Genomic DNA, 23,926 nt, shown 5'->3' with positions numbered 1-23,926 from the left:
TTTCCTCCCATAAAACCCGTATTTCCGGTGAGTCAGGAGCCCGGCAGGCTAACAGGCAGCGTAGGCAATAGCATGTTTCACATTGAAAATAGTCTTTTACCTATGCAAAATACTCCTTCACAGGTACCGCAGCCAGCGGCACCCATTGGGCCGGCTCATGAAGGACGCCGCGCCTTTCTCCGCTACACCGGTGCCGGTGCCGCGCTAACCGGCTTGTTGCTGGTCGGCTGCGATGATGATGACGACGAACCGGCTGACGCCTCCCTGCTGGATGTGGGCTCCGATGATACGGGCGTGCTGAACTACGCCTATGCGCTGGAACAGCTGGAAGCGGCTTTTTATGCCCGCATCAAAACCGGCAGCTACTACAAAGGCTTAGCCAGTACCAGCGCCGAAAAACAGATCTTGGATGATCTGGCTATGCACGAGCAGGCCCACGCCGACTTTTTTTAAAAAGCCTTGGGCAATAACGCCATCAAGGCCCTGGAGCCGGACTTCGACAGTATCAACTTTGACAGCCGGGAACAGGTGCTACTCAATGCCCAGACGTTTGAAGACCTGGGCGTGGCGGCGTACAACGGCGCCGGCCGCTACATTAAGACAGCAGCCAACCTGGTGCTGGCTGGTAAGATAGTTTCGGTGGAGGCCCGGCACGCGGCCCTCATCCGCGACCTGCGGCAGTACAACTCCTTTGTGGCCTCCGATGTAGTGGATGTGTTTACGCCCAGCGGGGATGCCTCCACCCCCGGCGCAGGCACCGGTACCGGCATGGAGCGCTCCAAAACGCCGGAGCAGGTCCTCAACGAGGCCAACAAGTTTCTGCGGCCCGGTTCCAAGCTCAGTGCCAGGAACCTGCGCTAAACGGCGGCCCCTATCATCTTTAACCCGACTTTCTTCATCATGGATTTACTGAAACTACTTGCCGACATCGAGCGGGTTGACCCCGAGGTGTATGAGCGGCTGGATCCGCGCCGCCGCATTTTTCGCCACTTCGGCACGGCCGGCAAAGCCGTAACGGCAGCTATGCTGCCCGGCCTGGTCAGTGGCCTTTTCCAACGGGCCTACGGGCAAACCAGCACGCTCCCGGCCGATATTACGGCGGTGCTGAACCTGGCTTTGAGCCTGGAGTACCTGGAGTTTTACTTCTACGATAGTGGCCTGAAAGCGCCCAACCTGATTCCGGGAACCGACCAGCCCGCCTTCGAGACGATTCGCAATGATGAGTCGGGCCACATCAAGGTGCTGCGCGAAACGCTCGGTAACGCCGCCATTCCCGACCCCGGCCGTGCTACCTTCGACTACAGCGGGGGCAAAGGCACCCAGCTGGGGCCGTTTGCTGCGGTTTTCGCCAATTATGCCCTGTTCCTGGGCGTTTCCCAGTCGTTCGTGGATACGGGCGTGCGGGCCTACAAAGGTGGGGCTCCTACCCTGATGCCTAACCCGGACGTGCTGCAGGCAGCCCTCAACATTCATTCCGTGGAGGCGCGCCATTCTTCACACGTGCGCACCGTGCGCCGGGGGGTAGCGGCCGGTGCCACAGCCACCACGGTGCCCGGCGACTTAAGCAACCTGAACGAGCAACCCAAAAGCTGGATTTCGGGCACCGATAACGGCGGCCCTTCGCCGGATACCAACCCGTCTACGGCCCTGGTCTACGGCCCGGGCAACCCGTCCACGGGCGGCCCTACGGATATCTTCTTCCCGGCAGAAAGCAACACAACCCAGGCCGGAGTGCCCATTGTAAGCAATACCACCGGCATGACCATTACCACCGCGGCCGCCTCCGAGGCGTTTGATGAGCCGCTGGACCCAGCCACGGTGAAGAGCATTGCCCGCCATTTTGTAGTGGCCACCAGCCCGCTGTTCACCTAAGCGCAACTGGCTCGTCTTCTGGACGCCGCATTGCTCTACAAGCCTGCCCGAACCTGCCTGCCCCGCAAATGGCAGCACGTTCGGGCAGGCTTTTTGCGTTCTATTCGGTGCGTCTTTTCTTGCTCTGTCCGCAGAAACACTTTGGCTGACGCACGTTTCCTCTTTATTACAATACGTACAGATGTAGTCGGGCCAAACTGGTAGGTATTGGGCAGCTAAACGGCTGAGCAGCCTAGCGACACTATTACTATATGGTAAGTCGCCAATTTCCCGCTATAAGCTTTTTCCAGCCTTGCCGAGCTATACGTAGGGGCTACGGCAGACTCAATGCCAGGGGGTTTATTGGGCTGTGCACAGGAGTTCAACCGCACCTTTTTTCCTCTCATCTGCCGAAATATGCGTAGATAGCTCCCTTAGCGGACGTGTATTTTCGCACTCCACCCTGCGCTGCCATGCCTGTTGATTTCTCGTTTCAGAACCCCGAACTGTTTCCATCCGGCCCGTTGCTTTCCGCGGTGCTCGACCTTGCGGCAAATGGTCTGGTGCTCTGCACACCCATCTGCAACGAGGCTGGCACGCTCGTAGATCTGACTTTAACCTACCTCAACCCGGCCGCCCAGCGCCTGCTGCAGCTGCCGGCTCAGCCAATAGCCACCTTCACGCAGCAGTTCCCAGCAAGCCCCACGGATGGAACCTGGGCATTTCTGCGCGACGCGTTTTCGGCCAGCAAGCCCGGCTCGTTTCACTTGCCTCAGGCCGTTATCAGCCAACAAACTTGTCTACGCCTCGCCGGGCAGTGGTTGGGCGGCGGCCTACTGCTCAGTTTTACGGCGGCGCCCGACGCAGCTGCGGAGCCTGCCAGTCTTCAGGCCGACGGCATTCAGCAGCTAGCGCGCTTCGATGCGGTGCTGGGCAGCCTGCAGGAGTTTGTGTACCTCCTCGACCTGGAAAGCCGTTTCCGCTACGTCAACAAGCCTTTGCTCGATTTGTGGGGGCTGACGCTGCAGCAGGCCGTTGGTAAAAGCTTCTCTGACCTGGAGTATCCGGCGCCGCTAGCCACGCTCCTGCAGGCCCAGATTCAGCAGGTAATTGCCACCCGGCAGGCCGTGACGGGGGAAACGCCCTACACCAGCTCTACCGGCCAAGCGGGCGAGTACGAATACATCTTTGTCCCACTATTTGGGGCCGATGGCGAAGTGGAGGCTGTGGGTGGCCGCGCCCAGCCCGTAACGGAGCGCCGCCAGGCTGAGGCAGCCCTGCGCGCCAGCGAAACCAGGTACCACACGCTTTTCAACTCCATCGATGAAGGCTTCTGTCTGATTGAGGTGCTGTTCAATGACCAGCAGCAGGCCATTGACTACCGCTTTGAGGAAGTGAACCGCGCGTTTGAGCTGCAGACCGGTTTGGTAGATGCCACCGGGCGCACCGTCGGGGAAATGGCCCCCCAGCTGGAGCAGCATTGGTTCGACATCTACGGGGGCGTGGCGCTGACAGGCCAGCCCCAGCGCTTTGAGCAGCGGGCCGAGCCCCTGCACCGCTGGTACGATGTGTATGCCTTTCGTGTGGGTGAGCCGGGCCAGCACCGGGTGGCCGTGCTGTTCAATGATATTTCGCAGCGCCGGCAGGCCGAAGAAGCATTGCGTAAAAGTGAGCAGCAGCAGGCTTTTCTGCTCCAGCTCAGCGACCAGCTGCGTCACCTGACCAACCCGGCCGATATTCAGTACCAGGCAGCTTGCGCTTTGGGCCAGTACCTGGGCGCCGGCCGCGTCGGCTATGCCGAGGACCAGGGCGACGACGCCCACATCGTTGTCACGCGCACTTACACCCGCAGCGGTGTGCCCGGCATTGAGGGCCGCTACCACTATGACGACTACGGGCCGGAGCTGCTGCGGACGCTCAAAGAGGGAAAAACTGTGGTTCGCCCCGATGTAGCCCACGACCCGTTGCTCACCGAAGCAGAAAAGGCGGCCCACGCGGCGCTGCACCTCGGAGCCACCGTCAACGTACCGCTGCTCAGGGAGGGTCGGCTGGTAGCCGTGCTGTTCATGCACGAACTGGAAGCCCACGCCTGGACCGACGACGAGCTAGCCTTGCTGGAAGAAACGGCTGAGCGCACCTGGGCCGCCGTAATGCATGCCCGCACCGCCGCCGCCCTGCGCGAATCGGAAGAGCGGTTCCGGATTATGGCCGACGCCGTGCCGCAGATTGTTTGGATAACGGACGCGGAGGGCCACACGGAGTTTTTCAACCGGCAGTGGAGCCGCTATACTGGTGTGGCCTACGAGCCGGGCACGGCCGCTATTGTGACCGACGAATTTGTGCACCCCGAGGATGCCCGGCGCACAATGCAGGCCTTCGAAGAAGCGCGGCAAAGCGGCACCGGCTTTCAGGTGGAGCACCGCATTCGGGCGGCCGATGGCACGTACAGCTGGTTCCTGGTGCGCGCCGAGCCGTTTCTCGACCCGATTAGCGGCCAGATAACCCGCTGGTTTGGCTCGTCCGTTGATATTCATGACCGGAAACAGGCCGAGGTAGCCCTGCGCCGCAGTGAAAAGCGCCTGCAAAGGGCTCTGTCCATCGCTACGGTGGGGGTGCTTTTCTTCGATCTGGAGGGCGGTATTCACGACAGCAACGCCGCCTTCGAGCGCATGAGCGGCTACAGCCGTGCCGAGCTGGCCAACGGGCACGCCTACCTGGACGCGCTGACGGCGCCCGAGTTTATTACGCCCACCCACCGGGCCCTGCAGGAGCTGCGCGCCGCCGGCGAGAGTACCCCCTTCGAGAAGCAGTACCTGCGCCCCGACGGCTCCCGCTGGTGGGGCCTCTCGGCCGGCAAGCGCCTCGATGAAACCGAATGCGTCAAGTTCGTGCTCGACATCACCGAGGCCAAACAGGCCGAAGAGGCGCTCCGACATTCGCAGCAGCAGCTCCAGCACTCCAACGAGCAGCTCACGCGTACGAACGTAGACCTGGACAACTTCATCTACACGGCTTCCCACGACCTGAAGTCGCCCATCACCAATATCGAAGGCCTGCTCTACGCCCTGCAGGCCCAGCTGCCGGCCGAGGTGCAGCAGACCTACGACGTGGTTCCGCTGCTGACGATGATGCAGGAGTCGGTGGCCCGCTTCCAGCGCACGATTGGCCATCTGAGCGACATCACCCGGCTGCAGCAGGAGCACGACGAGCCGCTGGTTACGGATGTGCTTCTGCAGCCCGTTATTGAGGATGTGTGCCACGACCTGCAGCCACTGCTTAACGCTACCGGTGCGCGCGTAATGCTAGACGTGGCCGCCTGCCCGCGCGTCGCATTTTCGCTCAAGAACCTGCGGAGCGTGGTGTATAACCTGCTCAGCAACGCGGTGAAGTACCGCCATCCGGACCGTTCACCCCACGTGCGCATCTACTGCCGGCCGGACCCGAGCAGTAAGTTTGTGGTGCTGAGCGTACAAGACAACGGGTTGGGTATCAAGGAAAGCCGCTACCCGGAGCTTTTTGCCATGTTCCGGCGCCTGCACAACCATGTGGAAGGCTCGGGCATCGGGCTCTACATGGTCAAGCGCATCGTCGAAAACGTAGGTGGTCATATTGAGGTGCACAGCCAGCTGGACGTCGGTACAACCTTCTCCGTGTATCTGCCCTACGCCCCCGAGCCCACCTCATAAGCTGCTTTGCCGCACTACCAGCGGCAGCTCTTCTTCGAGTACTTCGCCACCCATCAACAAGGCCTATTTTCAGCGCTCAGACACCCTGCTCCTGGCGGTTGACGAGTTGCTGCCCGGCTCCTTGGCCTTGAATATTGCCCGCATTTTCCAAGCGAGTATGCTGCCCGGCCGTCCTGCCATACTGTAAGCCTTTCAGCACGGGGCACAAAAAAGGCGAACCGCTATGGTTCGCCTTTTTTGTGTCAAGTGCCAGGCAGCTTAGGGCTGGGGCTGGCTCGGGATGTAGAACTCGAACTTGAATTCGACGCGGCGGTTTTTCGCCATTCCTGCGGCCGAGCCGTTGGCTGTCGCCGGCTTCGACTCGCCGAAGCCTTGCGTGACTACCCGGGCCGGGTCAATGTTCTTGCCGGTGAAGTAGCGCTTGGCCGATTCGGCGCGGCGCTCCGAGAGGCGCTGGTTGTACTCATCGGTACCGCGGCTGTCGGCGTGGCCCGAGATGCGTACGGCGTACTCGGGGTGGTCTTTCAGCACCTGTACCATCTTATCGAGCGTGCCGTAGGACGTGCGCTTGATAACGGTGCTGTTGGTTTCGAAGCGCACCGGCTGCTCGAGGCGGCGGATGCTCTGCGGAATTTCGGGGCAGCCCAGCGAGTCTACTTTGGTGCCGGCGGGCGTGTTGGGGCAGCGGTCTACATTGTCGGGAATACCGTCACCATCCTTGTCCAGGTTAAGGGGGCAACCCGTAGCGTCTACCTGGGTGCCGGCCGGGGTGTCGGGGCACTTATCATCCTGGTCGCGCACACCGTCGTTGTCGGCGTCGGGGCAGCCACGCAGCGCCGCTTTGCCGGCCTGGTCGGGGCAGTCGTCTTCGGAGTCGCGCACACCGTCGTTGTCGCGGTCGGGGCAGCCTTCCAAGGCTTTCGAGCCGGCCTCGGTGGGGCACTTATCCTGGTAGTCGGGCACCCCGTCCTTGTCACCGTCCAGCGGGCAGCCTTTTTCGTCCACGGCTACGCCGGCCGGGGTGTCGGGGCACTGGTCTTTACGGTCAGGCACGCCGTCGTTATCGGTATCCTTGGCTTTGCCGAAGGCAATGGTGATGCCGGCTGTGTGCTGCAGAAACCGGTCGTCCCACTTGTTCTCGTCGCGGGCCGGGTCGCCGTCGATGTTGGCATTCAGTGGAATGTGCTGACCCGTCTGTACGAAGAGGCCCACGGCTTCGGAAAGGCGGAAGTTGATACCGGCCGCCCCAAAGAGGTCGAAGTAGCTTTTGTCGCTGTCCGTATTCAGGCTAGCCCCGTCGCGGTTAATGGTGCCTTCACGGCTGGTGTAGGTCCAGCCGGGCGCGGCCAGCAGGTAGGGCTGAATCACGGCGTCTTCCTTCAGGGCCCATCCGTTGTTGAGCTTCAGCTTCAGGCCCAGGTTCACGTTCACCACGTTGGTGGCAAAGTTGCTGCCGTAGTACGGCCCACTCAGGGGGCTGGTCGTCTTCTTGAACTCCACGTAGTTACCGCTTAGCAGCACATCGAGGCCGGGCGAGAGGTAGCGGTTGATGGAGATGCCGGGGCCGTATTTGTTTTCGCCCCATTTCCAGAAATCCGAGCCAAAATTGCCTTTGTACTGAAAAGCGTTACCGGTAAGGCTAATGGCCGTTTTGCGGTCAGCCGTCTGAGCCGAGCCATCGGGCGCAGCTGCCAGCAAGGCAGCTCCAGACAGCAAAGCAGAAGCTAAAATCTTCCTCATTTTGAGAAGGTTAAGTGAAACATATGCGTGCGCAGCAGGCCACAGGAAAGAGCCTGAACACAGGTTTTTTACTAGCTGCCTATACTGACACCCGGGCATAAAGTTGTTGGAAAAGCCTCCAGAACGATTGAGCTACGCAGCAGCCAGCCCCTGCCTTTCCGGCTTCTTATTTGATAACCACTATATTAAGATCAGGCGGCGCCAGCGCTTTTTTTAGCAGCAGAGGCCCTACAGCACAAAAGCGCGGCCCGCCGGAGGCAGACCACGCTTTTGCAGTTGAAATGATGAGAGCAGTCGGCTAACGACGCTTAGGGGCGGCCTTTTTTGCGGGCGCTTTCTTCACCGGCGCTTTCTTCACTGGGGCCGCCTTCGCGGGTGCCGGCGGAATTTCCGGGGCCACACCATACTTGGTTTCGGCCGGGTTCGGGTCACCGGGCAGGTACACGTCGAACTCCACGCGGCGGTTTACGGCGCGGCCGGCTTCGGTGGCGTTGTCGGCAATGGGCTTGGACTCGCCGTAGCCGTGCGACACAATCCGGTCGGCGGAAATGCCTTTGCTGAGCATGTAGGTACGGGCCGAAGCCGCGCGTTCGTCGGACAGACGCAGGTTGTAGTTGTCGTCGCCCTTATTATCGGCGTGGGCCGAAATGCCGAGGCTATAGTCCGGGTAGTCGTTCAGGATCTGCACCAAGCCATCGAGCGTGGGGAAGGAAATGGGCTTGAGGGTAGCCTTGTTGAAGTCGAACTGAATGAACTTCGTGGCTTCCTGGAGCTTTTTCTTTTCTTCTACCTTCATCTCGGGGCAGCCTTTGTTGGAGGCGGGTCCGGGGCGGTTGGGGCAGCGGTCCTGGTAGTCGGGCACACCGTCGCCGTCCTTGTCGAGGGGGCAGCCATTAGCATCCACGGCTACGCCGGCGGGGGTATCGGGGCACTTGTCGCTGGCATCGGTCACGCCATCGTTATCGGCGTCGGGGCAGCCGCGCAGCTCGGCTTTGCCGGGCGTGTCGGGGCAGGCATCGTCGCCGTCGCGCACGCCGTCACCGTCGCGGTCGGGGCAGCCTTCGAGGGCGGCCAGGCCGGCTTCAGTGGGGCACTTATCCTGGTAATCGGGCACGCCGTCCTTGTCGCCATCCAGCGGGCAGCCGGTGGCATCCACGGCCACGCCCTGGGGCGTGTTGGGGCACTTATCCTTGCGGTCGGCCACGCCGTCGCCGTCGGCATCCTTCATCTTGCCGAAGGCTACCGTGAGGCCCACGGTATGCTCCAGAAACCGGTCGTCGAAGGCGTTATCGTCGCGGGTCGGGTCGCCGTCGATGTTGGCTTTCAGCGGAATGTGCTGGCCCGTCTGCACGAACAGGCCCACGCCGTCGGCCAGGCGGAAGTTGATACCAGCGGCCCCGAACACGTCGAAGTAGCTTTTGTCCTGGGCCAGATCGAGCGTCTGGCCGTTGCGGTTGAACGTGCCTTCGCGGCTGGTGTAGGTCCAGCCGGGCGCGGCCAGCAGATAGGGCTGAATAAACGCGTCTTCCTTGAATGCCCAGCCATTGTTGAGCTTCAGCTTGAACGCCAGGTTCACGTTCACGATGTTGGTGGCGAAGTTGCTGCCGTAGAAGGGCGCCCCCGCATCGGTGTTCTTCTTGATTTCCACGTAGCCGCCGCGCAAACCCAGGTCGAGGCCGGGCGAGAGGTAGCGGTTAAAGGAAATGCCGGGGCCGTAGTTGTTGGAACTCCAGTCCCAGAAATCGGAGCCATAGTTGCCCTTGTACTCATAGGCGCTGCCGAAGAGGCTGATGGCGGTTTTCTTGTCGGCGGTCTGGGCCTGGGCCGGTGGCGTAGCGGCCAGCGGCACCAGCCCTAACGCCAGGCAGGTAGTAAGCAGATGTTTCATGTACAGCAGATAAAGTGGTGGAAGAGCCCCACGCCCGGCCCGAGGGCCGCAGCTTTCGGGGGCTTGCAGCCTGCTATACCCTTCCGCTTCCGCGAAGGTTGTAGTGTACCGGGGTATGGTTGGATGAAATCCAGCCTTCTGAAGCTCCACCGTAGGCCACCGGCCATAAAAAAACCACGTCACCCGGCTGCAGCTGCCGGGTGACGTGGTATGGGAAAACGAGACGGCGCTTTAGCGGCCCGCCTGCATCAGCCGCTCAATGTCGTCGGCTTCCAGCGGGATATGCTTCATCAGGTCGTCGTTGCCGGTTTGGGTGATGAGAATGTCGTTTTCGAGGCGGATGCCCAGGCCTTCTTCCCGGATGTAGATGCCTGGCTCGCAGGTGTACACCATGCCCGGCTCAAACACGCGGTACTTGGCGCCCACGTCGTGCACATCGAGGCCGAGGTAGTGGCTGGTGCCGTGCATGAAGTACTTTTTGTAGAGCGGCGCGGCGGGGTCCTGGTTGCGCACGTCGCTTTCGTTGAGCAAATCCAGCTTGATGAGCTCCTGCTCCATGGTGCGGCCCACGGCGGCGTGGTAGTCCTCAATGTTGTTGCCGGCCACCAGCTGCGAGGTAGCAAACTTCATCACGCGCAGCACAGCCTCGTACACGGCCCGCTGGCGCTTGGTAAACTGGCCGTTGACGGGAATGGAGCGCGACAAATCGGCGGCGTAGTTGGCAAATTCGGCCCCGAAGTCCAGCAGCAGCACATCGCCGTCGCGGCACTCCCGGTCGTTGCTCACGTAGTGCAGGATGCAGGCATTGGCCCCCGAGGCAATGATGCTGCCGTAGGCCGGCCCGCGCGAGGCATTGCGCAGGAACTCGTGAAAGATTTCAGCTTCGATTTCGTACTCCATCACGCCCGGCTTCACAAAGCCCAGCAGGCGGCGGAAAGCCTTGTCGGTGATGTCGGCGGCGCGGCGCATCAGGCGGATTTCCTCCTCACTCTTGATGGCCCGCAGGTGGTGCAGAATGGGCGCCACGCGGCGGTACTGGTGCAGCGGGTAGGCTTCCTTGATCCACTTGATAAAACGGGCGTCGCGGGTTTCCACTTCCACTACTGAGCGAATGTGCTCGTTGGCGTTGAGGTACACGCTTTCGGCCTCGTTCATGAGCGCAGGCAGCACCGTCTTAAAGGAATCCAGCCACATGATGGTGCGCACGCCGGTTTGCTCGCGGGCCTGCTCCTTGGTGAGCTTATAGCCTTCCCACACCAGAATATGCTCCGAGGTTTCCTTTAGGAACAGGATTTCGCGGTACTGGGGCAGGGTGGCATTGGGGAAGATGACAAGGATGCTTTCCTCCTGGTCCACACCGGAAAGGTAGAACAGGTCGTTGTTCTGGCGGAAGGGCATGGTGCCATCGGCGTTGGTCGGCATCACGTCGTTCGAGTGGAAGATGGCCAGTGAGGCGGCCGGCAGCCGGGCGGTGAAGCGGCGGCGGTTTTCACTGAAAAGCTGCGGGTCGATGGAGCCGTAACGCATAGGAAGCAGGAAAAGAAAGTAAACGAAGCGCGGCCCGGGGGCGCGAGCCGCAAGTTAGGGGAATGACGCGCATCCGCGCCCGGTGTTGCGTACCTTTGTGGCCGCCTTCTGCGGTTTTTCTGCCCATGCCTGCTGCCCCTGTCCGCGCCGTTCTGCTGATTCAAACTGCCTTTATCGGCGACGTTATTCTGGCCACGGCTCTGCTGGAACGCCTCCACCGGACCCAGCCCGATACGCCCGTGGATTTTCTGGTTCGCAAGGGCAACGAAAGCCTGCTGCAGTCCCACCCGCACGTGCGCCGGGTGCTGGTGTGGGACAAAAAGCAGGACAAGTACCGGGGGCTCTGGCGCCTGCTGCGGCAGATCCGGCAGGCCCGCTACGGCCGGGTGGTCACACTGCAGCGGTTTGCTTCTACGGGTTTCCTCACGGCGTTGTCGGGCGCGCCCGAGCGGGTGGGCTTCGACAAAAACCCCTTTGCCTGGGGCTTCACCCGCGCCGCGCCCCACGTCATCGGCGACGGGCGCCACGAGGTAGCCCGCAACCTGGCGCTGCTGGAGAAGGAGGAATTTTCATCCATCAGTTCCTCATTAACCCGCCCCCGCCTCTACCCTACCCCAGCCGACGAAGCCGCGGCTGCTCAGGCCGCCGGCCGTGCCCAGGGCAGGCCATATATCTGCCTGGCGCCTACGTCGGTGTGGTTTACCAAGCAGTTTCCGGAGGAGCAATGGCTGAAGCTGCTGGCCGCGCTGCCCGCGCAGTACACGGTGTTTTTGCTGGGCGGCCCACCCGATACGGAGGCTTGCGCGCAGCTGCTGGCCCGCAGCCCGCGGCCCAACGTTATCAACCTCGCGGGCCAACTTTCCCTTGTGGCCTCGGCAGCGCTGATGCGCGGGGCCGTGCTCAACTACGTCAACGACTCGGCGCCCATGCATCTGTGCTCGGCGGTGGATGCGCCCACCTGCGCGGTGTACTGCTCCACGGTGCCGGCCTTCGGATTTGGGCCGCTTAGCTCGTTTGCGCGGGTGGTAGAGGTGCCGCACGCGCTGGAATGCCGCCCCTGCGGCCTGCACGGCTACCAGGCCTGCCCGCTCGGTCACTTCCGCTGTGCCCTCGACATTCAGACTACCCAACTGCTGGCCGTGCTGGCGGAGGCGGAAGCGGTGATTTAGTGAGTTAGTGAAATGGTGAGTTGGTGCTTATAAGCGTGTCATTGCGAGGCAGAGCCGAAGCAATCCGTCCTGAATAACGTGCCAAGCCCTGAAATGTGAAAAGCCCTTGGTATAGGTGCCGCCTTTGGGCTTGATGAAGAAAGAACGGGTCTGGTTTTGTATAGGACGGATTGCTTCGGCTCTGCCTCGCAATGACACGCTTATAAGCACCATTTCACCTCCGCTCCTGCGTACTTTTGTAGATTCCTGAAACCCAGAAAGCCGGCTGGCCGGTTATACTGGGCCGGGTCGGGGTTGGCCGCCAGCCGAATCCCCATGACCCTAAGACTCCAAGACCCCATCAAATGTCTGAATACGACCTGTACGAGCTGCCCAACGGCATCCGGGTTCTGCATAAACAAGTACTGCACACCAAAATTGCGCACTGCGGCTTTCTGCTCGACATCGGCTCCCGCGACGAAAAGCCGGCCCAGCAGGGCCTGGCCCACTTCTGGGAGCATATGGCCTTCAAAGGCACCGAGAAGCGCAAGAGCTTTCATATCCTGAACCGGCTCGAAACCGTGGGCGGGGAGTTGAACGCCTATACCACCAAGGAGAAAATCTGCTTTTACGCCTCTCTGCTCAGCACCCACTTCGAGCGGGCATTTGAGCTGCTGACGGACCTGACGTTTCACTCCGTATTCCCCGAAAAGGAAATCGAGAAGGAGCGCGGCGTGATTCTGGAGGAAATGGCCATGTACGTGGATGCCCCCGAGGACGCCATCATCGACGACTTCGACGCCGTGGTGTTTGGCAGCCATTCCCTGGGCCACAATATTCTGGGCACGCGGGAAAGCGTAAGTGGCTTCCAGCAGCCCGATTTCCGGCAGTTTCTGCAGGAAAACGTGCGCACCGACCGGCTCGTGTTCAGTTCCGTGAGCAACCTACCCTTCAAGGAAGTGAAGCGCCTGGCCGATAAGTACCTGGCCCCGCTGCCGGCCCGGCTGGGTGAGCGGCCCCGGGTGGCGTTTGCGGGCTACCAGCCGCTCTCCCGCACCGAGCACAAGCCCATTACCCAGGCTCACTGCCTGATTGGGGGCGCGGCCTACGCCATTGAGGACGAGCGGCGGATTCCGTTTTTCCTGCTCAACAACCTGCTGGGCGGCCCCGGCATGAACTCTCGCCTGAATCTGGCCGTGCGTGAGAAATACGGCCTGGTGTACACCATCGGCTCCACCTACTCGCCCTACACCGACACGGGACTGTTCGGCATCTACTTTGGCACGGAGAAAAAGCAGGTGAACCGCACCATATCCCTGGTGCAAAAGGAGCTGAAGCTGCTGCGCGACAAAACCCTGGGCACCTCCCAGCTGCACGTGGCCAAGGAGCAGCTGATGGGCCAGCTAGCCATGGCCGAGGAAAGCAACGGCGGCCTGATGCAGCTGCTGGCCAAAAGCACCCTTGACCTGGGCCGCGTGGAGCCCCTCACCGAAATCTTTGAGCGAATCAAGCGCATCACGGCCCCGGAGCTGCAGGGCATTGCCCAGGATCTGTTGCGCGAAGACAACCTGAGCGTGCTGCAGTACCTGCCGGAGTAGCGGTACTTTTCAGCTTTTCCAGCATCATATGACGAAGCAGCCGATTATCATTTTTGGAGAAATACCCGGGGTAGCACCCGGGTATGAATTCGAAAATCGGCTGGCGTTATGGGGGGCCGGCGTTCATCGACAAACCCAGGCCGGCATCAGCGCCCGGCGCGGCGTAGGTGCCGAATCTATTGTACTGTCGGGGGCCTATGAGGATGATGAGGACTATGGCAACGTCATTATCTACACGGGCAAAGGCAGCCGCAGCCAGGAAACCGGACAACAGGTGGCACACCAGGTTTTGGCGGGAGCCAACCTGGAGCTGGCCCGTAATCAATCTACCGGGCTGCCTGTCAGAGTCATTCGAAAGATAAAAGAGCCGGGCGCAACGTTTTACCGCTACAGCGGCCTCTACCGGGTAGCCAGCTTTTGGCGGGCGGTCGGCAAATCCGGTTTTGAGGTGTGGCGCTTTCGGCTGGAAGCACTGGCCCCGCTGCTAGTAGCAGAGGAAACAGCCGCCGCTGCCCCTACCTTATTTAATTCCGCCCAGGAACCAGCGGCGGCTTATGATTCGGCGCTGCGCCGCGAAACCACGGTCTTGCGAATCGTGCGGGATACGGCCGTTAGCCGCTTGGTTAAGGAGCTCCACGACTTTCGGTGCCAGGTCTGCGGCCTGCGGCTGGAAGGCCCGGTTGGCCCCTATGCTGAGGCGGCACATATTAAGCCCGTGGGCGTCCCGCACCACGGCCCCGATACTTTGAGCAATGTGTTGTGCCTATGCCCGAACCACCACGTTTTGTTTGACTTGGGCAGCTTTGCTATCAATGACGACTTTTCCCTGCTGGGGCTAGCTGGCCAGCTGCGCACCGTGGATACTCATAGGATAGACAGCCAGTTCCTGCAGTACCATCAAGCTCACTTATATCACTCCTCCCCTATCTGATCTTCGCTTAATGTACTCCGCCGACGACGCCCAGCTTTACGCCGACTGCCATACTTCCCCGGAAAGCCCGCTGCTGGCCCGCCTCAACCGCGAAACTCATGTGCAACTGCTGCACGCGCGCATGCTCTCGGGCCATGCGCAGGGGCGGCTGCTGAGTATGCTCAGCCACATGGTACGGCCGCGGCGGGTGCTGGAGCTGGGCACGTTCACGGGCTACTCGGCGCTGTGCCTGGCCGAAGGGCTGGCAGAAGGCGGCGAGCTGCACACCGTGGAGCAGAACCCCGAGCTGGAAAGCCGCATCCGGCGCTACGTAGCCGAAGCCGAAGCCGGGCTTTCTGAGCAGATTCACCTGCACATCGGCGACGCCCGCCAGATTCTGCCCGCGCTGACCGAAACCTGGGACCTGGTGTTTATTGATGCTGACAAAATCAACAACGACACCTACTATGAGCTGGTGCTGCCTCAGGTGCGCCCCGGCGGCTTCCTGCTCATCGACAACGTGCTGTGGGGCGGCAAGGTGCTGGACGATTACCCCGTGAAGCCCGCCGACAAAGACACCCACGCCGTGCGCGCCTTCAATGCCAAGGTGCAGGCCGATGCGCGGGTGGAAAACGTGCTGCTGCCCCTGCGCGACGGGCTGCTGCTGGTACGCAAGTGCTAACGCGTCTGTCTGAAAACTTGCCTTTTTTGGGCGCCGGTTTAAACGCCAAAGCAAAAGTTACGTCTATGGTCTCATGTGGCCTTGTCAAGACGTGATGCAAAAAGCTCTTTTCCTTAGTATTTTCCTTGTTTTCAGCTCTTTCACCAGCCTGTTGGCCCAGACCACCACGGTGCGCGGCCGCGTGCTGGACGGCAAAGACCAGTCGCCGCTGATTGGGGCCAACGTGGTGCTCACGCGCCAGCCCGGCGCCCAGAAGCTGGGCACGGCCGTAGATACCGAAGGTAACTTTGTGATTAGCGAGGTGCCCGCCGGCACTTACCAGCTTACCATTTCCTTTTTGGGCTACCAAAACGTGGAGCGCACGTTGGAAGTCACCGATGAGACCCTGGAGGTAGGCGCCGTGGCCCTACAGGCCGGAGGCGTGCAGCTGAAAGGGGTAGAAGTAACGGGCCGCGCCCCCGCCGCTATACAGAAGGGCGACACAGCCCAGTACGATTCCCGCGCCTTCAAAACCAACCCCGACGCCAACGCCCAGGACCTGATTACCAAGATGCCCGGTGTGACGGTAGATGCCAACGGCAAGGTGCAGGCCCAGGGCGAGCAGGTGCAGCGCGTGCTGGTGGATGGCAAGGAGTTTTTTGGCAACGACCCCGACGCCGTGCTCCGAAACATTCCGGCCGAGGTGATTGACAAGATTCAGGTGTATGACCGCGCCTCCGACCAAAGCCAGTTCACAGGCTTCGACGACGGCAACCAGCAGAAAACCATCAACATCATCACCAAGCCTTCCTTCCGCAACGGGCAGTTTGGGCGCGTGGTGGCCGGCTACGGTCCTGATAAGGATGGCGGCAAGTACCGCATCAACGGCAACATCAATTCCTTTAAAGACAAGCGGCGGATTTCGGTGCTGGCCTTGTCCAACAACGTCAACGAGCAGAACTTCGGCACCGAGGATTTGCTGGGTGTGGTGGGCAACTCGCGCCAGGGCGGCGGTGGGCGCGGCGGCCGCGGTGGCGGACCGGGCGGAAACCAGGGCGGTGGCGGCGGCGGCAACAACTCCGGCGACTTCCTGGTAAACCAGAACAACGGTATTTCGCGCACCCACGCGCTGGGCATCAACTACTCCAACTCCTTCGGCGCCAAAACCGAGGTGCAGGGCAGCTACTTCTTCAACCTTTCCAACAACAACCTGCTCAGCACCACGGCCCGCAGCTACACCGCCGACGAGCTGCGCTACAACGAGGACTCGCGCGGGAGCAGCCGCAACATCAACAACCGCTTCAACCTGCGCCTGGAGCACAAGTTCGACTCGCTGAACTCCCTGCTCTGGCGGCCCACGCTCTCGGTGCAGCGCAACACCAGCAACAGCACGCTGGAAGGGCTGCTGTTCAAGGATTTTGCCGAAGCCAGCGCTTCTGACAGTACCCAGAGCACCAACAACAGCGCCTACCGCTCGGCCCAGACGGGTATCAACTTCGCCAATTCCCTGCTCTACCGGCACCGCTTCCTGAAGCGCGGGCGCACCTTTTCTCTGGGCCTGAACGTGGGCTACAACCGCCGCAACGGCAGCAACTACCTCACCAGCCGCAGCGCCGACTTTACCTCCGATCCGGTGGCGGAAAGCCTGACCGACCAGTACTCGCGCCTGGATCAGACGGGCTGGAGCTGGCGCGCCGATGCGAACTATACCGAGCCGCTCAACCAGTTCAGCCAGCTGCAGTTCAGCTACAATGCCTCCTATGCCCCCAACGATTCCGACAAGCGCACCTACAACTTCGATACCAACACAGGCCGTTATACCGCCTTCAACGACAGCCTGAGCAACGTTTTCACCAGCCGCTACCTTACCCAGAGCGGGGGCCTGAGCTACCGCTTCAACAACAAGGAATTTCAGTGGAGTGTGGGCGCCGACGTGCAGTATGCCTCCCTGCGCAACCAGCAGGACTTCCCGCGGGACACCCGCATCAGCCGCGACTTTCTGAACGTGCTGCCCAACGCCATGCTGCGCTACAACTTCTCGAAGCAGCAGAACCTGCGCCTGACCTACCGCATGCGTACCAGCAACCCCAGCATCAGCCAGCTGCAGGAAGTGGTAAACAACTCCAATCCGCTGCAGATTACCATCGGCAATGCGGCCCTGGAGCAGGAGTTTCAGCACAACGTGTTCGTGCGCTACTCGGCGGCCCAGCCCGAAAACTCCCGCTCGTTTTTCGCGCTCCTAGGCGGCTCCTATACCGATAACTACATCACCAACGCCACGCGCATCGTGCGGGAGCCTACCAGCATCGGAGGCGTGGTGGTGCCGGCCGGGGGCCAGATCACCCAGCCCATCAACCTCAACCAGCAATATTCTCTTCGCTCGGCCCTCACTTATGGCATGCCCATCACGGTGCTGAAGTCGAACCTAAACCTGAACGCTTCGGCCACCTACCAGCAAACGCCCGGGTTCGTAAACGACCAGTTGAACTACAACCGCACGCCGGCCTTTGGCTTTGGGGCCGCCCTCAGCAGCAACATCAGCCCGGAGCTGGACTTCACACTGTCCTCGAACTCCACCCAAACGTACGTGCGCAACTCCCTGGGCACCCAGGTAAACAGCCGCTACTTCCGCCAGAACACCACGCTGCGCTTTAGCTGGATTATCACCAAGGGCATCACGCTCAAGTCGGACGTGAACCACGTGTCGTACTCGGGCCTCTCGGCGGGCTACAACCAGAACTTTGTGCTCTGGAACGCCAGCCTGGGCAAGAAGCTGTTTGCCAAGCAGCAGGGCGAGCTGCAGGTGTACGCTTTCGACTTGCTGGGCCAGAACAACAGCATCCAGCGCAACATTCTGCCGGCCTATACTGAGGACGTGCGCACCAACATTCTGCAGCGCTACCTGATGCTGGCCTTCACTTACAACCTGCGCGCCTTCGGCCCGGCCGGCAGCCGCGACGACGCTCCGGATACCGGCCGGCCGCAGCGCGGCAACCGGCCTGATGGTCCCGGCGGCGTTCCAGGTGGTGGCGCCGGCGGCGTGGGTGGTCCGCCGCCCGGTGGTGGCCCGCGGTAATCCAATTTCCTGGCTCTCAGAACGCCCCTGCGCCGGCCCGTTGGCTGATGCAGGGGCGTTTTTTTCCTGTTTCGAACTGAAGCCCCCGGAATTTTTCCCCTACTTTGTAAGCTAAGAGGCGCGGCGGCCCGTCGGCCAGGGCCTTGTTTGAGCTGCTCACGTATGAAACGACTAGTACTTTTCCTGCTTTGCGTGCTGCCGTTGGTAGCCGGCGCGCAGAGTGTTTCGGTGCCCGCCGAGCTGGCTTTTGCCGGCCTGAAGCTGCGCCTTACCCCCGGTGGCCGCACGGCGCTGCAGCAGAAAGTAGACGCGCTGCGTCGCCATAATGCTTCCTTCCAGGCCCGCGTAGCACTGGCCGATGCCTACTTCCCTATCATCGACCGGGTGCTACAGGAGAAAGGCGTGCCGCTGGATTTCCACTTCCTGGCCATTCAGGAAAGCGGCCTGCAGGGCGACGCGCAGAGCATTCACGATGCCGTGGGCTACTGGCAGTTCAAGCGCGAATCGGCCCAGGACTATGGTCTGGTGATGAACGACGTGGTAGATGAGCGGAAGCACATTACGGCCTCTACCCGGGCGGCCGCGCAGTACCTCACGCGCAGCAACCAGCAGTACCGCAACTGGCTTAGTGCCCTGCTCACCTACAACCTGGGCGCTACCGGCGCCAAACCCTACACCCTGCCCACCGATGTCGGCGCTACCCGCATGGATATTTCGGAGCAGACGCACCCGTACATTCTCACGTTTCTGGCTCACAAGGTAGCCTACGAGCCCGCCTGCGGCCTCAACCCCAAGCCGGCACTGCTGCTCCAGGAGTTTCCGGCGGCGCCCGGTCAGTCGTTAGCGGCGGTGGCGGCCACGCTGCACGCCAGCCCCGAGGAAGTGGCCCGCCACAACCGCTGGCTGCTGGCCGGCACCGCCGTACCCACTGACCGCGCCTACACCCTGGTAGTACCCATCACCGACCCGCTGCAGCTCACGGCCCTAGCCGGCCAGCAGAAAGAAGCCGCTACGGCCCTGGTGCATGCTCCCAAACCTGACCCTGAAAACGTGGAGTTTGTGCGCGTGAACGGCCTGCGCGCCTTAGTAGCTTTGCCCGGCGACACCAAGGAAACCCTGGCCAAGCGCGCCAACCTGAAAGTGCGCCGCTTGATGCAGTACAACGACCTGTTCGCCTTCGACAACATCGTACCCGGTCAGGCCTACTTCGTGCAGAGAAAGCGCGACAAGGCCGATGTGGAGTACCACGTAGCCCAGGCGGGTGAAAGTGTGGCCACGGTGTCGCAGAAATATGGGGTGCGCGCCAAGGCCATCTGGCACAAAAACCGCATGGCCCGCAACGAGGAACTCAAGTCAGGCCGACTGCTATGGCTCCAGCACACCCGTCCCCGGGAAGTAGCCGTGGAATATCTACCCGTAAACAACCCCGCCGCGCTGGCCGCCTTCGAGCGTCCCCACGGTGCTGCTACCCCGGTGCCCAAGCCAGCCGCTGCTAAACCCGCTCCGGCTGCCAAGCCCGCGCCGAGCCGGCCCGCGGAAGCCGATGTATATGCCGGGCGCACGGCCGCCGGCCAGCGCATCCTCGACGACAATGAAAATGCCGAAGAAGAAGACAGCGTAAAGCGCAAAGGCCTGGGTCGTTTGCTGAAAAAGCCTGCTGCCCGCCCTGCGTCGGCCTCTACCGAAACTCCGCCCACCGCAGCCCAGCCGGAGCCGGCCGCCACTGAGGCTGCCCCGGTAGCAGCCGCTACCTCTGCTCCGACCACTCCGGCAAAAGCGGTATACACCGGGCGCCCGGCCGCGCAGCCCGCTTCCACGCCCGTGGCCGACGAGCCCCGGCAGCCCGCCTCCGAGCCAACCGTGGCTCAGGCGCCGGCCACCGCTTCTCCGGCTGCTCCGGCAACTGCAGCAGCCTCGCCTGTAGCCGCCGCGCCAACGAAACCAACTACCCCAGCTTCCAGCCCCGTTACAGCGGCTCCGGTGCAAACAACGCCGACACAAATACCATCGGCACCCGCACCAACGGCCGCAGTTCCGGCCTCAACGGCGTCCGCACCCGTTGCCACTGCTGCCTCGGCCACTTCCGCTGTACCAGCAACGGCAGTAGAGCCGATTCCGGCCAACGGCCTGCATGTGGTGCAGCCCAAGGAAACTTTGTATGGGGTGGCCCGCCGCTACAACCTACGCCCCGCCGACCTTATTGCCTGGAACGCTCTGCCTGCCAGCCCGGCCCTGCGCATTGGGCAGTCGTTGCGGGTGACGGCGCCGGCAGAAGTTGCTCCAGCTGCCGCAGCTGCCGAAGCGGCTGCTACCCCGGAAGCCGAGCCCATCAAGCACACGGTAGCGGCCAAGGAGTCGATGTACAGCATTGCCCGCAAGTACGGCGTGACAGTACAGCAGCTCCAGGAATGGAACAATAAAGCCGACGCCAGCCTGAAGCTGGGGGAAGTCCTGCTCATCAAAGCCGCCAAGTAATTTCTGTTTTCTCAGCCCAAGCTGCCTTTCCGTCTTTATAATGCGTTATTTCTTTCTTACTGCCTGCCTGACCTTGAGTGCGGCGCTGACCGCTCAGGCTCAACAGTTGCCCGAAACTCCTGCCCCGGCCCCGCTGTCGGAAGACTCGGTGAAGGCTATGTCGGGCATCGTGCAGCGCGGCGTGCGGCAGCTGCACGACATCTACTACGAGCCCAGCGACGCCCAGGCGGTGAAGCGCATTGAAGCGGCTTTGCAGGAAATTCCGGCGCTCAATCAGCGGCTGAAGAGCTATACTACCAGCCTGCCCCGCGAACAGCAGCTGCAGCTGGCTCAGCGGCTGCGCCAGCAGCCCTGGCAGGTGGAGTTGCAAACTCTGCTGCGCAGCCCGCAGTTTCAGGGTTTCAATGCCCGCGCCGCCAAAAACCCGGCGCTGAAGTCGGCCGCCGACCGGCTGCAGACGGCCGGCTTCATCGGGGCCCCGAAGCCGGCTGCCCCTGCCGCGCCAGCTGTTGCGGCAGCCAGCCCGGTTCCGGCACCAGCTGCCGCTCCCACGCGCCCGGCAGCTGCTCCTGCGGCTCCCTCCCCTGCTCCGCACCCGGCTACGGGGCCAGCCGCTTCTGCTGCGCCCGCGGCGACTACCGTAGCGCCCAAGGCTGCGACTTCCCTGAAAAAACACACCGTTCAGAAAGGGGAAACGCTGTTTAGCATTGCCAGGCAATACGGCGTGAAGGCCGCCCAGCTGCAAGCTTGGAACGCCAAGTCGGATGATGGTGTAAAAATCGGGGAAGTGCTGACCGTGGAGGCCGCCCGCTAACCTAACTTCCGGCGAAAAGTAAAAAAGCAGCCCTGCGTGGCTGCTTTTTTGTTTGAGCTTACCCCAGAACGTGCGCACTGGCTTTCCCGTATCTTTTGCAACTGGCGGCCAGGTGAGTTGTCGGGCCTTACACGGAGGTTTATTATGATTCTGACCACGGGGCAGCCGTTCTGGCTAACCGAACGGGGGCTGGTGCGCTATCCGGTGCTGGCACAAGACGAGCAGTGTGATGCAGTGATAGTGGGTGGGGGCATCAGTGGTGTCATGCTGGGCTACTACCTCACGCAGGCCGGTTTGCGGGCGGTATTGCTGGAAGAGCGGTACGTAGGCGGCGGTAGCACATCGGCCAGCACGGCTATGCTCCAGTACGAACTGGATGAAAACCTGGTAGACCTGCGCAAAAAAGTCGGCATTCCGCGGGCCAACGAAGCTTACCTGGCCAACCTCTACGGGGTACATGGCGTGGCCCGCCTGTGCCAGCAGGAGCTGCCTCAGGACTGTAGCCTGCGCTACTGCCACAGTCTCTACCTGGCCAGCAGCGCCTCGGATGTGGCATCTCTGGAAGAGGAAGGAGATGCTCGCCGCGGCATTGGCATCGAAGCCGAATTTCTGGGTGAAGCCGAGCTGTTGCGCCGCTTTCAACTGAAAAGCCCGGCGGCGCTGTATTCCGCCGACACAGCCGAGGTGAACCCCTACGAGCTGACGCACACGCTGCTCAATCAAGCACAGGCGGCAGGCCTGCGGGTGTATGAGCGTACCGCGGCTCAACGCTATGAGGTCAGCCCCGACGGCCAGCGCGTGACGGTACACACTGCCGGCGGGCATACTGTGCAGGCCGGGCACGTGGTCGTCTGTACCGGGTTTGCGGCGGCCGATCTGGTGCCGAAGGATATTGTCAACCTGCATTCCACTTATGTAGTACTCAGCCAGCCCGGTCAGGCCGACGCTCTGCCTACCGGTGACGCCCAGCTCTGGGAAACCGCCCGACCCTACCTCTACACCCGGCGCACCCCCGATGGCCGCATTATGGTAGGCGGCCGCGACGAAGTTATCAAGCAGCCTACGTTCCAGAACGCTATGCTGGAAACCAAAGCCGATAAGCTGGAAAAGCAGTTCCGGGAGCTGTTCGCCCAGCCCATTGCCTTTACCCGCGACTTCGTGTGGGCCGGCGTGTACGGCGAAACCGCCGACAGCCTGCCTTACATCGGTCAGCACCCGGACTTTCCCCGGGCCTGGTTTGCCCTGGGCTACGGCGGCAATGGCACCACCTACAGTCTGCTGGCCGCCGAGATTATCCGGGATGCCCTCACCGGCCGGCAGCACCGCTACGCGGGCACGTTTGGGTTTGAAGGCCGGTAAAACTCAGGGCCAGAAGCTCGGCTTCACGTTGGTTCCTCGCTTGCGGCAATCCACGCATTCAGGATAAGACATCAGATAACTTGGTCTGTAATAGCCTACAGGCGGGTTCAGGAGTTCCACAATAGGAATTGCTCCGCCGCGTTTAAAATAATCCATGATTTCCTGCACTGAATGAGATGCGGGAGTTGTGAAGGGGGTTGGAAGCACCCAACTGTCACAGGACTCATAGCCAGTCAGCGGGTTCCAGCTATCAGGAATCTGCTGGCGGCTGATGAACAGGCGCTGCTCCGACATTGACTGGGACCCGACAAAGCCAAGCACTGGCTCGCTGGGGTCGGCTATATTATGCACGTTGCCCGTAAGCTGAGTTGGTAAGGGGTCGAACAGGGTTCCTATATTTTCCGTGTTTTTGCGCAACTCTTCCCAATAGGCGTACTCTTCGGGCGTGAGGGCATATTGCTTGACCAGGATGCTGTACTTGAAGCGTAGCTTAGGCGAGCTTTGGGGCAGTAGCCTCAACGGCTGCAATATGACATTCTGCGCCAGTTTCATGGTGTTACCCAGTTGAATAGTTGTAGGCACTTCACTGCCCCAGCAGTTATAAATATTGTTTCTACGGTACACAAGTCCCTCTTTTGTATACTCTAGCTCTGAGCGAAAAGCCGAGGTAAACTCCCATGTTTCGTCAAAGGTCCAGCGATAGTGCCGGTTCAGGTTCGAGTCGTCGTGGGTGTTCACGTACACCTGCAGCCCGTCGGATTTAGTGCGCCACGAGAGCGAGTCAATCGGGGGCGTGACCTTCACGCTGGTATAGTCGGACACGTACTCCCGCTGGCCGGCCGTGGTGAAGTGCAGGCGCACCTGGCGGCCGGCCGGCAGCGTCAGGGCGGCGGAGGTATACGTGCCAGGCTGGCTTTCCGTGAGCGGGTACTGCGCCCCATCGGCCTCCTCAATGAAGACCCGGGCCCGGGCCTCGACGGGGGCAGCGGCGGTGGTTTGCAGGTTCACGGCCCGCGAGAGGCGAATGGTGCTTACTCCCACGCTGTTGATGTAGCCGTCAACCACCAGCAGGCTGGCCTCGCCAGGGGCTACCTCCGGCAGATAAGACTCCACGCAGCCCGCCACCAAACCGAGCAACACCAACAGGCAATAGGTAAGCAGGCTCTTCATCTAAGCAATATAATGCCGGCAGG

14 protein-coding genes and 1 pseudogene are annotated in these 23,926 nt (G+C 61.5%); 11 read left to right on the top strand and 4 right to left on the bottom strand.

Annotated features, from left to right (window positions below):
- Nucleotides 1-72: 72 nt before the first annotated feature.
- From LRS06_RS13845 to LRS06_RS13835, 3 genes and pseudogenes are all read left to right on the top strand, one after another.
- Nucleotides 73-861, top strand: a pseudogene (locus tag LRS06_RS13845) (ferritin-like domain-containing protein).
- Nucleotides 862-900: 39 nt separating this feature from the next.
- On the top strand, nucleotides 901-1,872 hold the full coding sequence (locus LRS06_RS13840) for a ferritin-like domain-containing protein (RefSeq protein WP_257872006.1): 972 nt from the start codon (nucleotides 901-903) through the stop codon (nucleotides 1,870-1,872).
- Between the two features lie 452 nt (nucleotides 1,873-2,324).
- Nucleotides 2,325-5,537, top strand: coding sequence for a PAS domain S-box protein (locus LRS06_RS13835; protein ID WP_257872005.1), 3,213 nt, complete (start codon nucleotides 2,325-2,327; stop codon nucleotides 5,535-5,537).
- 258 nt (nucleotides 5,538-5,795) lie between these two features.
- Here the strand turns inward: LRS06_RS13835 and LRS06_RS25415 are convergent, their stop codons facing one another.
- From LRS06_RS25415 to LRS06_RS13795, 3 genes are all read right to left on the bottom strand, one after another.
- Nucleotides 5,796-7,277, bottom strand: a complete 1,482-nt coding sequence (locus tag LRS06_RS25415; protein WP_308239909.1) for an OmpA family protein — start codon at nucleotides 7,275-7,277, stop codon at nucleotides 5,796-5,798.
- A 298-nt stretch (nucleotides 7,278-7,575) separates the two neighbouring features.
- Nucleotides 7,576-9,165, bottom strand: a complete 1,590-nt coding sequence (locus LRS06_RS25410) for an OmpA family protein (RefSeq protein ID WP_308239908.1) — start codon at nucleotides 9,163-9,165, stop codon at nucleotides 7,576-7,578.
- Between the two features lie 231 nt (nucleotides 9,166-9,396).
- Complete coding sequence (locus LRS06_RS13795) at nucleotides 9,397-10,692, bottom strand: aminopeptidase P N-terminal domain-containing protein (RefSeq protein WP_257872004.1); 1,296 nt, start codon at nucleotides 10,690-10,692, stop codon at nucleotides 9,397-9,399.
- A 125-nt stretch (nucleotides 10,693-10,817) separates the two neighbouring features.
- Here LRS06_RS13795 and LRS06_RS13790 point away from each other — a divergent pair, with 125 nt between their 5' ends.
- The 8 genes from LRS06_RS13790 to LRS06_RS13755 all read left to right on the top strand — a co-directional run bounded on the left by LRS06_RS13790 (nucleotide 10,818) and on the right by LRS06_RS13755 (nucleotide 22,733).
- A complete protein-coding gene (locus tag LRS06_RS13790) occupies nucleotides 10,818-11,861 on the top strand; it encodes a glycosyltransferase family 9 protein (RefSeq protein WP_257872003.1) in 1,044 nt (347 codons plus the stop codon).
- A 344-nt stretch (nucleotides 11,862-12,205) separates the two neighbouring features.
- Complete coding sequence (locus LRS06_RS13785; RefSeq protein ID WP_257872002.1) at nucleotides 12,206-13,438, top strand: pitrilysin family protein; 1,233 nt, start codon at nucleotides 12,206-12,208, stop codon at nucleotides 13,436-13,438.
- A 28-nt stretch (nucleotides 13,439-13,466) separates the two neighbouring features.
- Nucleotides 13,467-14,369: a YDG/SRA domain-containing protein gene (locus LRS06_RS13780; protein ID WP_257872001.1), complete on the top strand. Its 903-nt coding sequence runs from the start codon at nucleotides 13,467-13,469 to the stop codon at nucleotides 14,367-14,369.
- 10 nt (nucleotides 14,370-14,379) lie between these two features.
- On the top strand, nucleotides 14,380-15,030 hold the full coding sequence (locus tag LRS06_RS13775) for an O-methyltransferase (protein ID WP_257872000.1): 651 nt from the start codon (nucleotides 14,380-14,382) through the stop codon (nucleotides 15,028-15,030).
- 94 nt (nucleotides 15,031-15,124) lie between these two features.
- Complete coding sequence (locus LRS06_RS13770; protein WP_257871999.1) at nucleotides 15,125-18,085, top strand: TonB-dependent receptor; 2,961 nt, start codon at nucleotides 15,125-15,127, stop codon at nucleotides 18,083-18,085.
- A gap of 162 nt (nucleotides 18,086-18,247) precedes the next feature.
- A complete protein-coding gene (locus LRS06_RS13765; RefSeq protein ID WP_257871998.1) occupies nucleotides 18,248-20,560 on the top strand; it encodes a LysM peptidoglycan-binding domain-containing protein in 2,313 nt (770 codons plus the stop codon).
- 40 nt (nucleotides 20,561-20,600) lie between these two features.
- Nucleotides 20,601-21,374: a LysM domain-containing protein gene (locus tag LRS06_RS13760; protein ID WP_257871997.1), complete on the top strand. Its 774-nt coding sequence runs from the start codon at nucleotides 20,601-20,603 to the stop codon at nucleotides 21,372-21,374.
- Nucleotides 21,375-21,518: 144 nt separating this feature from the next.
- On the top strand, nucleotides 21,519-22,733 hold the full coding sequence (locus LRS06_RS13755; protein WP_257871996.1) for an FAD-binding oxidoreductase: 1,215 nt from the start codon (nucleotides 21,519-21,521) through the stop codon (nucleotides 22,731-22,733).
- Between the two features lie 3 nt (nucleotides 22,734-22,736).
- Here the strand turns inward: LRS06_RS13755 and LRS06_RS13750 are convergent, their stop codons facing one another.
- A complete protein-coding gene (locus LRS06_RS13750; RefSeq protein WP_257871995.1) occupies nucleotides 22,737-23,903 on the bottom strand; it encodes a DUF4249 domain-containing protein in 1,167 nt (388 codons plus the stop codon).
- Nucleotides 23,904-23,926 lie beyond the last annotated feature (23 nt).

The sequence above is a fragment of the Hymenobacter sp. J193 genome (assembly GCF_024700075.1).
Lineage (GTDB): Bacteria > Bacteroidota > Bacteroidia > Cytophagales > Hymenobacteraceae > Hymenobacter.
This window is presented reverse-complemented; position numbering and strand designations above follow the sequence as displayed.